The organism is Acidiphilium rubrum, assembly GCF_900156265.1.
Lineage (GTDB): Bacteria > Pseudomonadota > Alphaproteobacteria > Acetobacterales > Acetobacteraceae > Acidiphilium > Acidiphilium rubrum.
The window spans coordinates 1-13,258 of record NZ_FTNE01000046.1 but is presented as its reverse complement, the minus strand read 5'-3'; the positions used below and the strand labels follow the sequence as shown (position 1 = coordinate 13,258).

The window sequence follows — 13,258 nt, the reverse complement described above, 5'->3', positions numbered from 1 at the left end:
GTCGTGGTGAAGTTTTGTCTCAACAACAAATACTTACAACGAATCAACGGTTTACGCTATGCTCGCCGACCTTCATGCATAATGCGGGCTAGGATTGGTTTAGATTAGCACAACCGGATATCGCCTCCGGATCGTGGCGTTACTGTCAAGCCTTCTCAACTTCGGTCAGTCATCTTTCGAGCCTGCAACCTAACCTTCCATGTCGAGCCCGATCGAGTTGAGTATTTGTGGTGATTTACGTCGAAGCATCACGAACCATCCCGCTCCCGCCAGCATATAGGCAACGAACAGATAAGGCAGAATGTTGTATGGGAACGCCGGGACTGGAAATATGCTACCGAAGATCACGAAGGCCATCAACGCCACGCCGATGACGCCGACCGCTACGTGCTTCGTCTTCATTAGGCCAGCCCGTTTAAGGTCGAGCGGAGCAACGATGCAAATCAGAAAATACACGAATAGGAACCCGAAAGTAGCAATCGTGCCGGTGTAGCCGAACGCGTTGAGATAACCGAGGGGCATAGTCGCGAGGGTCACGGCCATTATGATACCTGACGAGATGAGCACCGCGACATGCGGTGTCTGATGGGTGTCGTGCACCTTGCCGACCGCCCCATGTAGGAACCGGTAGCGGCCCATCGAATACAACATTCGCGCGCCCGCGTTCACGCAAGCGAGCGCGCAGGCGAAGGCGCTGATCAGGGCGGCGAAGTATACGATGGCCGCTGCCCAGGGCAGACCCGCCTTGTCGGTGACCGCAGTGAAAGGTGATGCGGAATTGCCGATCGCAGCCGCATTGTTATCGATGCCGAAGACCATAAAGTAAGAAATCAGCGTGAAGAACAGGCCGGCGATCGCCGCGCTGAATACCACTGAGCGCGGGATGTTGCGGACCGGGTTGCTCGATTCCTTCGCAAGTGTCGCGGCACTCTCGAAACCAACGAAGCTGAACACCACGAAAGGCAACGCGTTCATCACTGCACCGTATTTGATCGAGGAAAAATCGAGTTCGACCGGGTCGATCACGGTGCCATGGATGCCGATTATCATTGCGGTAATGACGATGATAATGCCGACCGAGATCGCCTCCAGGATCAGGCCGAGCCGCGATGACAGCCTGATGTCACGATATGCGGCATAGGTTACCGCCGCAAAGAACGCGACCGCGAACACCCAGAGAGGCACGATCGTCGACTTGATTCCGATGGCGGCGAGGAAATTGCTCAGGAAGATCGGCACCCCGTCGATCACGGCCACGCCGGTGGCGAGATAGGCCAAGATCATCGACCACCCGGCGAGCCCCCCGGCGAACGGTCCGAGGGTGCGACCAATGTAAACGAAATAGGACCCAGCCTGCGGGTGGCGTGCTGCAAGCGAACCGATGCCCCCTGCCACAAACATGATGCCGATCGTGCCGATCATGTACGACAGCCAGGAATCGACACCGGCAAATCCCGCGACCACAGAGATGTTCAGCGCCGGGGTGAGAGTCGGTGCGATGTTCGCGATCGATTGGCCGACCGTCTCCACCAGCGACAATGTGCCATGGCGCAATTGCGCTGGTGCCGATTGTACCGATAGATCACTCGCTGCAACTAAGTCAGAATTCGGACTCATCGCCAGATCTCCTGCATTGCGGGGGTAATGGAAAGCCAATGTTTTCGGCGGCTCTTGTGCCGCGGGGATCGTCAGTCACCGCAGCACGTCTGCGTTGCATGGCGGCGGCTCGCGCGATTGGTATCGGGTGGCAAGTCGATCGCGGGGTTGTGGTCGAAGAATCCATTGGGCATCAGCGTGAATCCCGTGCTGATGCAGGGTTGCACCGGGAAATCCTCCGTGCGGACCGGATGATGCAAGCCGAAGACATGCCAGAGCACGATATCGGCATCCTCGATCGGGCGATTCTTCGCGATGAAATCAGTGATGCCGCCGGCGCCGTTGGAATGATTCATGAATTCGCCGGCCGGGTAGCGTTCCTCCGGGTGGTAGGCAGTAACCCAGAGATGGTTCTGCATAAACGACGAGCGATGGCCTGACGGCGAGGCATCGGCGAAATAGGGGGTGATCGTATGCGTTGGTTCCAACTTGTAGCCGACCGGACGGCCCACGTGGTTGAGCTGGTGCGGATTGATTATCTTCCAGAAACGCTGGCGCGCAGCATCCGCTCGTCGAGCACCTTCCGCCTCGGTGCGCAGTGGCCGTTCGGAGACGAAGAAGGCGTTGCCATAGGGGTTCTCCGGGCCGGGCGGTACAGCCTCTGTATCGCACTCGACCACGGTGTTGCGCGGTCCATCCACCGCCATGTCGAGCCGGGCGCAGAAGGCGTGCTGGTGGATATGTCCCTCGACGCCGGGTGAGACCTCGGTGCCGTAACGTGAAGGCTTGCCCGGGACGCAGGCGGTGGTGTTGATGATGCCGGTCGCCTTCATTTCGAACTCGAAAGCTCCGTCCTGGCGGAAATACCAGTAGGACGCGTATTCATAATTACCGACGGTGCAGATACACGAGACCACAAGCCGCCGACCGCGGCGGATTTCGGCACGGTCGGTGCGGAAATCCCAGTGTTTCCAAAGCACGCCGCTGTCTTCCTCGTGAATGCAGATCGCGTTCTCGATCGTATAGATCGAGCCGTTCATCATGTTCACATGCGCGTCGAGATAGGCGATATGGCCGAGGCAGTCGCAACCGAGCTTGAGGGAATTGGCCAGTTTGCCGAGGCCATATTCGCCGATATCGAACACGTTCTTTCGCGCATGGCCGGGATCAGGCGAGCCGTAAGGAACCACCATTTCCGCAAGCGAGGCACGGTGGATCACGCTGCGACCATCATAACGAATGTCGTGGAGCGTGATCGCCTCACGCGCATTGAAGCCAATTACCAGAGACCATTTATCCCAGGTCAGCGCGTGGCCATCGAGGGTGAAACTTGCACCTTCAGTCTGCACCACGTCGAGAGGTTTGAGCGGCGCCCGGAAATGCTCGCGGAACTGAGACTCGTAATTGACCTCGGCCATCGGCACCGGCAGCGCGCCGTGATCGTCGATGCGCAGGACGGTACCGCGCTTGATATCGACCACGGCATTCAATCCGGCGATCGGATGGGCGTAGAGATTGTCGTTCTCGCGGGTGCGCAGCCAGCAGAAGGTATGGGAGAGGTGCAAGCCCTCCTCGTCTGCTTTTCCGAAATTGCCTGCCGACCATGGATCGACACAGACCAAGCTCATGTCATGGATCCCGCGAGCGGCGCAGGCAGCAATGAATGCGGGATCAGCACGGACGATCGACTCGATCGCCGTGAATTGTTCGAGCTGTATCATAGGCCGTGCATCTTCGACGAAGGCGCACGCGGTGACCGCCGGCGGATCGAGTGAGATCGTGAGTCGCCAGACGCCGTTTTCATCATTGCGGAACACCGCCGCCCGAGCGGACCGCCGTACTTCGGCACCGTCATACCAAGCGGATAGAGCTTCCTTTGGGGCTTCGAACAACTCGATCGTTTCAAACAGAACCGAGTTGCCAAACCGCTGATCTGCTCGGATGATATCTACAACAGCCATGATTTCGGCGGCGCTCAGCGGGGTCATTGGGTGGTCGACCGACGGTGCCCGATACTTGGTACGCTGAGCGAACTGTTGAGAGACCAATGTTACGTCGTCCATAACTTTCCTGTCTACAAATTAGACTTGAGATCCCGTTAACTTCGACCGTAGCTATAACGAATGGAAAGATGCAACAAAAAAATCCTTAGGACGGCTAAAATGACAGCACGCGTGATAAAGTGAGTAAAACATAGGCACAAATAGGGACGTTATAGGCAACGCGCCCAATAAATAATCGGATCATCCGTCATATTTCACCGGTGGATCTTATAAACATAGTATGGCCGTATTCGGTGTTTTTTGATGCACCGATTGCCGTTAACGGGCTGTCGATTTCGGCGCCCATAATTACGCCAGTGTTCGGAGCTTATTATTTCTTCGCAATATATTCAGCGGCGCGAGACAAAACCATGTAGACCAAACCGAAGCTCGTCGAAATCGCGGCCGATACTGAAATCAACTGCTACGCCTGCGCCGATATCGGCTGATCACCTTACTCGTCCGGGGGCATTTTCCTGACCTTGGCGCCTTCTTGGCTTTGCCGCGCCTGCGTCGAGTGGAAGGGAGTTAGGCTTGTTGTTGGTTGATGGTCTTTCGCTCGATTGAGGAACATTATTGGACCAGTGATATATTCACGATCTGTTCCGCTCATTGGTCTTCTTTTGTGCTGAAGGTTGACGTTTTATCGCGCGATGAGTTCCGGTCGATATCGAAACCTGTCTCGATCAGCTGGCGGACTCCTACAATGTCGTGCCGATCAACGGGCCGGTGTTTCGCTGCTGGGCGAAACTAATGCATCGGCAAAGCGATGGCTTGATCGAGGACAGCTTGATTGCAGCGAGTGCGATGACTCACAATCCCACTGTCGTGACACGCAATGGCAAGAACTTCGCGAAATTCAGAGTTAAGACACTCAATCCTTTCAACCCTACGCCTGAATCGTGATTCAAAAATACGCTGAAAAAATCTATAAGAAGAGATACAATTTTCCATAAGATATATTCTGCGATCTTTAGCTGGTCACGATTTTGACGAACGTAGTGTCGTCTGATTTGCACGTCGCAAGAACTGCCGCACTCTCGCGACAGTCACCGAATAGCCGACGGTTCATCCATCGGTGGGCGCGGTCCCCTATATTTTTTAGTGCCAGTAGTGATTTGGGCGGGGCGACCGGTCTGAACCCCTGATATGTGGGCCGAAGCCGGAACGGAGTATGGCATTCAATCATTCAGATGAAGTATAGTTTCGACACCTGCAAAATCGACTTTCGGCACTTTTTACGCTTCGTGCGTTACCTCGGTGGTCGCACCCCGAAGATAATCACCAACCAGCAGAAAATAATCCGCCACTCCTGCCAGCACCTGCAGATCGCGCTGAGATATCATCCTCTCACCAAATTACACTCGAACGAACCGTAACAATCAAAAATATCAAACGAACTTTAAAACCAACGAACTGCGCCGTCGGCGCAGTCGTCAACTGTCCTTGCCATGCGCGCCCTCGTGTTTGTGCGGTCTGAACCGGGGCCGGCCAGCCGGTCAAGGCCGCTCGCCAGGGCTCGCGCCGCCCAAGAGCGGTTCGGGCGCGATAGAGCGCCCTCTGCCCTGACCGTCCGCCCGGCCCGGTTCTCCTGGACCGCACACGAGGGACGTCGCTGGCAAGGGCCAGCCGCCTCCTGAGTGATGAAATGAAAACAGGAGACTGAATATGGCCGGATCAATGAATCGCGTCACCCTGATCGGAAACCTCGGTCAAGACCCCGAAATCCGCAGCACCCAGTCGGGCGGGAAAGTCGCCTCGATGTCGCTGGCGACGAGCGAAAGCTGGACCGACAAGCACAGCGGCGACCGGCAGGAACGCACCGAATGGCACCGGATCGTGGTGTGGAATGAGGGCCTGATCGGGGTAATCGAGAAATACTGCGCGAAGGGTGACAAGGTGCTGGTGGAAGGCACGCTGCGAACCCGGAAATGGGTCGATCAGAACGAGAACGAACGCTACACGACCGAAATCGTCCTGAGCGGCTACGACAGTCAGCTGATCCTGCTCGGCTCGCCGAACCGCGCTGGCCAACAGGGCAGCGAGCGCGCCGCTACCCCCCGTCAGCGCGAGACCGCCGGAGCCACAGGTGGCTTCACACCGGGTATGGGCGCTGATCTCGACGACGAGATCCCGTTTTAGGCTCGTCCGTCCACTGACCCATGCAGAGCGGGCGATCGGCCACACGCCGATCGCCCGTGCGTTCCCCTCTCTTCCCCCGACCTCGACAGGAGACAACCATGGCTCACGCCATCGCACCAGGTTTCGTGACCGAAGCCGAAATCCGGCATCTCGCCAATCTGCTGAACGTCAACCGCTACCCCGACCATCACGTCATCATATCGTGGAGCGAACACCGCATCACTGTCGGCGATCTGCGTCGGTTCTGCACCACCGCCATGATCGGCGCCCGCCTGATCGATAGCAGCGCGGATTTCGCGTTCGCCTACGGCTTCACCGCAGCCCGGCGGTCCACTGCCGACGCCACCTGATTTTCCCCGGCCGGGTGATGCCCGGCCACATCCCAGAAAGGATCGATCCAATGCCCTGCACAATTACCTTGAAGACCATTCCCGGCCATAAGACTCGCTTCGGCATGACCCTCGCGCTGATGGGAAAATCCCTTGATCGCAAGACGATCGAGGTGGGCAGCAGCGTCAATGACATCCGCAGCGCCGTGGCCGATTTCGGGAAATCGGTTCACCAAGCCCACCCCGAAGAGTCGTTCTACATCTCGGTCTCGTTCGCCAAAGGCTGCCGCAAGCCCTATGGCTACGACGCGGCACAGAAGAGGCACGAATTGGGACAGGAAACCTACATGAAAATGGAGGAGCTCGAGCGATGCCCCGCCACCAGCTGATCGAAGATATCGAGGCGATCTGTGCCCGCAACAAGGATGAGGGGTTCAATATCGCTTGCGACATCCTCGCTGAACTCGGTCTGCATGCTTTGACCAACCAGGCGCTCGAAACTCTCGCTGAACGCTGCCGTTACGAGTTCGGCAGCGGCGGCATGATGGCCGTTCCATCCGCGCTGCAAATGTCGCTCGACATCTGAGCGCCTTCATCCGCACCCTCCAATGTGATAGGAGAGATCATGCCTGATTCACCTGTTGAAAAACAAAGCCCCCCAGACTACCCTCATGAGATGGAAACCCGTGTTGCCATCCTCGAGCACTCGGCCGCGGAACTGAAATACGAGATCCGCGAGGTCAAGGCTATGGTTCGCGACTTGGCCACGGAAATGCGCGAAGGATTTCGCGCGATCGCTACCAAGTTCGATGCGTCCGATAAAGCCATTGCCACCAAATTCGATGCGACAGACAAGTCGATCTCCGACCTTCGCGTCGAAGTTCAATCAGTTCGGACCGAACTGCATACAGAAGTCCAGTCCGTTCGGACTGAATTGCAAACAGGGTTGAATTCCAACCTCCGATGGACTGTCGGCAGCATCCTGGGCTTCGGAACGCTTGGCCTCGCCATCATCGGCCTGCTTCTCAAATTTCACTGATCCGATGATCCGCCCCTTCCAGGGCTGATCTCAACCACATCCCACATCCTCTGCGACCGATTGAACCGGACAGGCTGGCCTGATCCGGCCCTTGTCGCATGCCCGAAAGGTCAATCCCATGCTTCGCCAATACTTCGCGTCCCGCTTCATGGGCGGGAACAACCCGCTGCGCATCGGCACCATTGCCGTCGGCAACATCTACTACATTCAGGATGACGGCTGGTGGCGCGATCGCTATCGCGGCGCATCGATCTGCCGCAACCCATGGGTCGTCGAAGCCTTCCTCAATGGGGTCTACACCGCGGCCCGCCGAAATCCCGACACCGGCCGATGGGAGAATCTCTACATCGCCGGCCGCTCAGACCTCGCAATCGTCCGATCCCTCCGCACCGGCAGACGGCAGATCGTCACCGTCCGCGTTCTCCAACTTGCCGACGACGAAGGGCATCATCGGGCATGGCCCACCTATCCCGATCACCCCGCCGCTCACCTGGTCGAGCGCTTTCTCAACCGCGGGCATCGCCGCCGCTCGCTCAGGAAAGCGGCATGAGCGGCGCATCGGAACTCCCAATCATCACCGGCATGGCGGAAATTCTAGAGCTTCCCGACCGGGAGAAGCTCGCTCAGCAGCCGATTGGGGAACCGCCGCTTCTGCACGATGGCGTAGAACGTCTCCGTGACCTCGGGTATCCGGCAGTGCTCGATGAGGACTCCCCCGTCGAGCTCGTCGCGGACGACAATTGGAGGCACGAGGGTCACGCCCTCTCGTTCACGGGCGAGCAGACGCAGCATCGCCATGTCGTCGACTTCGGCCAGGATAATGGGTCGTATCCCGGCTAGCTCGAGCACCCGATCGAAGGCGACGCGAATATCGCTGTCCAGGCTCGGCAAAAGAATTGGTTCCGACCGGAGATCATCGGGAAATTTGAACTTGCGGCGATCGGGACGCGGATGGCCAACGAGACTCACGGGCTGCTCGTTGAGCAAATGGTTGCGCAATGACGAGCGAGCGTCGCGCGGCGCGGCGCTGTTGGCCAGGACCACGTCGATGGCGTGTGCCTCCAATTGCGTGAGCAGATCGCGAATGTTGCCTGAGCGGACGATCAATTCGACATCCGATCGGCCGACCAAGGGCCGGAGGAATTCGAGCTGGAAATTTCGCGAGAGCGTCGTTAGCGCGCCGACGCTGAGAACCTGACGGGTAGCCAGCGGCTGTCCCCGCAGGGTGCTCATGAGTTCGTCGCCGGCCTTGAACACCGTGTCGGCGTATTCGAGCGCGATCTGGCCAGCTTCCGTCAACATAAGCTTCCTGCCGACGCGCTCAAAAAGCGGATGGCTCATCTGGTGCTCAAGCTTCTGAATTTGAACAGAAAGAGCCGACTGGGACAGGTTCATGCGCTTGGCCGCCCGCGTGAGGCTGCCCTCGTGAGCCACCACCCAGAAGTAGCGTAGGTGATTGTAGTTCAGGTCTCTCATATCGTTCTATTAAAACGAACGGCTTCGTCGAAACAATGAATTATTTTTGGATTTCGTGATCGGGTACGAACGCCCCCGAACAGTCATTGTCTTTGAAGGGGGCTCTCGTGCAGCATTTCCTCGCGCCGCTGTTGGCGCCCGTTCCGCTGCTTCTCGCCGGAGCAATCGGCTTCCTCGATCGTGGTCGGCGGCCGAAACTCACCCCCTTACTGGCCGAAACCGCTTCGCTCCTCGCGTTGCTTGCGGCGATCTTGTCAGCCGGGGGCCTGATCCTCTTCGGCGCCGTCGAAAGTCCCGTGCTCGGGTTCAAAGGACTCGGTCCTTCGGTCAGGCTCGACGCCGTCAGCGCGACCATGTTGGTGCTGGTGACGTTCGTCGGCTGGATCGTCGTCCGCTACGCGCGGACCTACCTGGACGGCGAAGCGCGCCAAGGCGCCTTCACCGGGTGGCTTTGCCTGACATTGGCGTCCGTGGCGCTGCTCGTGACCGCCGGCAATCTGTTCCAGCTGGTGATCGCCTGGATCGCCACCAGCCTGTTTCTGCACAGGCTGCTGCTGTTCTATCCGCAGCGCATCGCCGCGCAGCGGGCCGCGCGGAAGAAGTTCATCACCGCGCGGCTTGGCGATGCCGCGCTCCTCGGTGGCGCGTTCTTGCTGGCCGCCGCTTACGGGACGTCCGACGTTGGGGCCATTCTTGCCGCTGCGAAATTGGGTTTAGGTGGAGGGCTCGCCACCGCCGCTGCCGGCTTACTGGCGATCGCCGCAGTGCTGAAGTCGGCCCAGTTTCCCGCCCATGGCTGGCTCACCGAGGTGATGGAGACGCCGACGCCGGTATCGGCGCTCCTCCACGCCGGCGTGATCAATGCCGGCGGCTTTCTGCTGATCCGCTTTGCCGACGTAATGCTGCTGGCGCCCGGCGTGCTTGCCGCGCTGGTCATGATTGGCGGGTTCACCGCGCTGTTCGGCAGTCTGGTCATGCTGACCCAGCCTGCGGTCAAGACCTCGCTCGCCTGGTCGACGGTGGCCCAGATGGGGTTCATGATCTTCGAGTGCGGCTTGGCGCTCTTCCCGCTGGCGCTGCTGCACATCGTCGCCCACTCGCTCTACAAGGCGCACTCCTTCCTCGCCTCCGGCGGCGCCGTTGAGCGCGTGGCTGCGATCCGCAGGCCCGGCCCGGTCGCCGTGCCAAAGGCCGGCGCCGTGGCGCGCGCCTTTCTGTCGGCGCTCGCCATCTATGCCCTTGTCGGAGCTTGCTTCGGCTTCGAACACAAGTCGCCTCAGGCGATCGCGCTCGGCGCCATATTGATCTTCGGCGTCGCCTACATGCTGGCGCAAGGGTTCGCCGACGCGGCGCCGAGAGCGCTGACACGGCGCACGGCCGTCTATGCCGTGGCGACCTCGGTCGGCTACTTCGCCCTTCAGTGGGCGGCGACCTCGATCACCGTGAATGTCCTACCGCCGCCGCCGGCGCCTGGTCCGCTCGAGTGGGCGCTGATCGCACTGACGGCCTCAAGCTTCGGCATCGTCGCCATCGTGCAGGCCATGTTTCCCCTCTGGGCCAACCACCCCGCGGCCGCTGGCCTGCGCGTGCATCTTTCGAACGGACTTTACGCCAACGCGGTCTTCGACCGGCTGATCGGCGCCTGGTCCATCCGTAGCCCGTCCTAACCCGTCAGGAAAGCAATCATGACCACCGACATCCTCTCGACCTGGCCCGCCCCGCAAGCATTGACGCTGGCCATGGATCGCGCCGCCCGCGCTGTGCCGCCAGCCTGGCCTCTGGCTTCCAGCGTCGCGGTCAATCCGTTTCTTGGGCAAACCGACGAGCCCCTCACCAAGGTCGGCGCGCGGCTCGCAAGGGTCGCTGGCGCCGCCGTAACCATGCCCCGGAATTGGTATGTTCAGAAAATCGCAACGGGCGCGATCAGCGATGCTGATCTCGATGCGGCGATCGCGAACGCGTCAATCGGGTCGATGGCAGTCGATGTCTCGGCTCTCAAAGCCGCGGCCAGCGTAGCAACGCCGCCGCCAAAAGCTCTTGCGACCATCGCCGAACTTGCTGCGCGCGCATCTGGCGTTGATTGGCCGGGGATCATCGCCGAACGCTTCGGAGCCTGGGCCGCCGGCTATTTCGACGAAGGACAGGCGCTGTGGCGCGCACCGAGAGGCAAGGGCGCCTATGCCGCCTGGCGGGCAATCGCCACCCACGACCTCACTCCCGAAATCGCCGGGCTGTCCAACTTCGCCCTTCATGTATCGGAGGCCCCGGAAACCGCTCCGGCGGTGGTCGAACGGATCGTGGCCCGGCTAGGATTGGAGGCGGACGCCGCTGAGACCTACTTCCACCAGATGCTCATGACGCTCGGCGGCTGGGCGCAGTACGCCCGCTACGCGCTATGGCAGGCCGAACTCGCCGGGGGCGCGGATGAGACAATCACCGATTTTCTTGCCATCCGGCTGATCTGGGAAGAAGCGCTCTTTCTGCGCTACGGCGCCGTGATCGCCGATGCTTGGGCCAGCGTGCGGACGGCACATGCGGCGCCCGTTGCGCCGACACGCGATGGCACCATCGACGCCATCCTGCAGGAGGCCGCCGAACGTTCCGCGCAGCGGGCTTTGGCGCAGTTACTGGCGGGAGACGCACCGCAAGCGCTCAATGACCGCCCCGCGCTCCAGGCCGCATTTTGCATCGATGTTCGTTCGGAGGTGTTCCGCCGGGCGCTGGAAAGCCTCGATCCCCGGATCCAGACGATGGGCTTCGCGGGCTTTTTCGGTTTGACCACCGCGCACCGGCGGTTCGCCTCGGACGTAGAAGAAAGGCGCCTCCCGGTTCTGCTCAATCCCGCACTCAGGTCGTGCTCTGGCGGAGCCGACGTCCATGCAAAGGACCAGGCCTCGCGGTTCAAGGCACGCGCAAAACGCGCCTGGGGCCGGTTCAAGCTCGCCGCCGTCTCATCTTTCGCCTTCGTCGAGGCGACAGGCCCCGTCTATGTAGGCAAGCTCCTTACCGATGCATTGGGCCTGCAGGACGCTCGACCGCCAAGCGACCCGCCGCCTCGGCTTGATCCGGCATTAGATGCGGCGGCCAAGATCAAGACCGCGGAGACCGTGCTTCGGGCGATGTCCCTGACCCGCGATTTCGCGCGGCTGGTGCTGCTGGTCGGTCACGGCGCCAACGTCGTCAACAATCCTCATGCCAGCGCCCTGCATTGCGGAGCCTGCGGCGGCTATTCCGGAGAGGTCAACGCTCGGCTGCTGGCCTCGCTGCTGAACGATGCTGAAGTGAGAGAGGGGCTCTCGCGGAATGGAGTCGAAATTCCGGACGACACGCTGTTCGTGGCGGCGCTCCACGACACCACCACGGACGACGTGACCCTCTATCACGAGGATCATCCCTTCGCCGACCACAGGGTCGACTTCGAGCAAGCGAGAACCTGGCTGGCTTCGGCGGGCAAGATCGCCCGGACCGAACGCGCCCTTCGCTTGCCGCGGGCCGCAAGCGAGGCCGCTCTTCATCGCAGGAGCCGCGACTGGTCCGAAATCCGACCCGAATGGGCGCTCGCCGGATGCCAAACCTTCATCGCCGCCCCGCGCAGGCGGACGGTCGGCAAGAGTCTGCAAGGCCGCGCCTTCTTGCATGACTACGACTGGAAGCAGGACAAGAGCTTCGGCGTTCTCGAGCTGATCCTGACGGCTCCGGTCGTCGTGGCGAGCTGGATCAGCCTGCAGTACTATGGCTCGACCGTCGCGCCGGATGTTTTCGGGGGCGGCAATAAGCTTTTGCACAACGTCACCGGCGGGATCGGTGTGGTTGAGGGCAATGGCGGGCTTTTGCGCGTCGGCCTGCCCTGGCAATCGGTGCATGACGGCGAGCGCTACGCGCACGATCCGCTGCGCCTGACCGTCTGCATCGAGGCACCGCGCCAAGCGATGTCGGAGATCCTTGGCCGGCACGCCGGCGTGCGCGCCTTGTTCGACAATGGTTGGCTGCACCTTTTCGCCTTGGACGAGGCTGGGCGCATGGCCTGGCGTTATGCGGGCGATCTCAAATGGTCGGCGACGGGAGACCGCGACGCCTCTCACGCATCGCAGCCTCTCGAAATGGCGGTCTGACACGATGCAGCGCCCGCCCTTCGGCGTCGATTCCGGTCGGGAGCCAAGGTCATGACCCGAGCCCCGAACCATCTTGCCGCGTTGGAATCAGAGGCCATCCACATTATCCGTGAAGTGGTTGCACAGGCGCGAAACCCGGTGATGCTGTTCTCGGCCGGAAAGGAGACTCGGGTGGTGTAACCTGACGTCTGGAAATTCATTTGGGGTTGGGAGTTGGTGCCCTTGCCGGGGCATGCCCCGGCAAGGGCTGTTCATTCTGGTATTCCATGCAGTTGTTCACACCAACATGGAGACCGATGAATGGACGCCAAAAAGGATACGATTATCGAGGCACTTTTGGAACATCTGATCGAAAACGGCGCAGGCGATATCGCCACGGTGTTTGCCAGGACCTTCGAACTCGCCATGCAGATCGAGCGCGAACGCTTCCTTCACGCCAGCCACTACGAGCGCAACCCCGATCGTCAGGGTTACGCCAATGGCTACAAGCCCAAGCGGATCGATACCCCGGTCGGGTCGATC

At 60.3% G+C, this 13,258-nt stretch carries 13 protein-coding genes and 1 pseudogene; 11 read left to right on the top strand and 3 right to left on the bottom strand.

The annotated features are described in order from the left end of the window. Window positions 1-189: 189 nt before the first annotated feature. Both BW994_RS17835 and BW994_RS17830 read right to left on the bottom strand, forming a co-directional pair. Window positions 190-1,617: an APC family permease gene (locus tag BW994_RS17835; RefSeq protein WP_029313326.1), complete on the bottom strand. Its 1,428-nt coding sequence runs from the start codon at window positions 1,615-1,617 to the stop codon at window positions 190-192. Between the two features lie 71 nt (window positions 1,618-1,688). Continuing rightward, window positions 1,689-3,659 (bottom strand): primary-amine oxidase, encoded by a 1,971-nt coding sequence (locus tag BW994_RS17830; protein WP_051657572.1) that lies wholly within the window; start codon window positions 3,657-3,659, stop codon window positions 1,689-1,691. Window positions 3,660-4,307: 648 nt separating this feature from the next. Between BW994_RS17830 and BW994_RS20600 the strand changes: the two genes are divergently transcribed. The 7 genes from BW994_RS20600 to BW994_RS17800 all read left to right on the top strand — a co-directional run bounded on the left by BW994_RS20600 (window position 4,308) and on the right by BW994_RS17800 (window position 7,698). Further along, on the top strand, window positions 4,308-4,544 hold the full coding sequence (locus tag BW994_RS20600) for a PIN domain-containing protein (RefSeq protein ID WP_408734961.1): 237 nt from the start codon (window positions 4,308-4,310) through the stop codon (window positions 4,542-4,544). A 762-nt stretch (window positions 4,545-5,306) separates the two neighbouring features. Next, complete coding sequence (gene ssb / locus BW994_RS17825) at window positions 5,307-5,780, top strand: single-stranded DNA-binding protein (protein WP_029314165.1); 474 nt, start codon at window positions 5,307-5,309, stop codon at window positions 5,778-5,780. Between the two features lie 98 nt (window positions 5,781-5,878). Then, window positions 5,879-6,130, top strand: a complete 252-nt coding sequence (locus tag BW994_RS17820; RefSeq protein ID WP_029314166.1) for a hypothetical protein — start codon at window positions 5,879-5,881, stop codon at window positions 6,128-6,130. A gap of 17 nt (window positions 6,131-6,147) precedes the next feature. Then, complete coding sequence (locus tag BW994_RS17815) at window positions 6,148-6,498, top strand: hypothetical protein (protein ID WP_029314167.1); 351 nt, start codon at window positions 6,148-6,150, stop codon at window positions 6,496-6,498. Further along, on the top strand, window positions 6,480-6,695 hold the full coding sequence (locus BW994_RS17810) for a hypothetical protein (RefSeq protein ID WP_029314168.1): 216 nt from the start codon (window positions 6,480-6,482) through the stop codon (window positions 6,693-6,695). The genes BW994_RS17815 and BW994_RS17810 overlap by 19 nt, the downstream gene beginning before the upstream one ends. A gap of 39 nt (window positions 6,696-6,734) precedes the next feature. Then, entirely contained in the window at window positions 6,735-7,148 is a 414-nt protein-coding gene (locus BW994_RS17805) for a CCDC90 family protein (protein ID WP_139334208.1), read from the top strand. Window positions 7,149-7,266: 118 nt separating this feature from the next. Further along, on the top strand, window positions 7,267-7,698 hold the full coding sequence (locus BW994_RS17800) for a hypothetical protein (protein WP_029314171.1): 432 nt from the start codon (window positions 7,267-7,269) through the stop codon (window positions 7,696-7,698). Window positions 7,699-7,742: 44 nt separating this feature from the next. Here BW994_RS17800 and BW994_RS17795 read toward each other — a convergent pair whose 3' ends face one another. Continuing rightward, window positions 7,743-8,624 (bottom strand): LysR family transcriptional regulator, encoded by an 882-nt coding sequence (locus BW994_RS17795; protein WP_029314172.1) that lies wholly within the window; start codon window positions 8,622-8,624, stop codon window positions 7,743-7,745. A gap of 107 nt (window positions 8,625-8,731) precedes the next feature. On the opposite strand from BW994_RS17795, the gene BW994_RS17790 reads away from it, so the two are divergent. The 4 genes and pseudogenes from BW994_RS17790 to BW994_RS17780 all read left to right on the top strand — a co-directional run. After that, a complete protein-coding gene (locus BW994_RS17790) occupies window positions 8,732-10,291 on the top strand; it encodes a proton-conducting transporter transmembrane domain-containing protein (RefSeq protein ID WP_029314174.1) in 1,560 nt (519 codons plus the stop codon). 18 nt (window positions 10,292-10,309) lie between these two features. After that, window positions 10,310-12,736 (top strand): YbcC family protein, encoded by a 2,427-nt coding sequence (locus tag BW994_RS17785; RefSeq protein WP_029314175.1) that lies wholly within the window; start codon window positions 10,310-10,312, stop codon window positions 12,734-12,736. Between the two features lie 51 nt (window positions 12,737-12,787). Continuing rightward, window positions 12,788-12,916, top strand: coding sequence for a hypothetical protein (locus BW994_RS20325; RefSeq protein WP_408736047.1), 129 nt, complete (start codon window positions 12,788-12,790; stop codon window positions 12,914-12,916). 120 nt (window positions 12,917-13,036) lie between these two features. Continuing rightward, window positions 13,037-13,258: pseudogene (locus tag BW994_RS17780) on the top strand (IS256 family transposase); the annotation flags it as partial.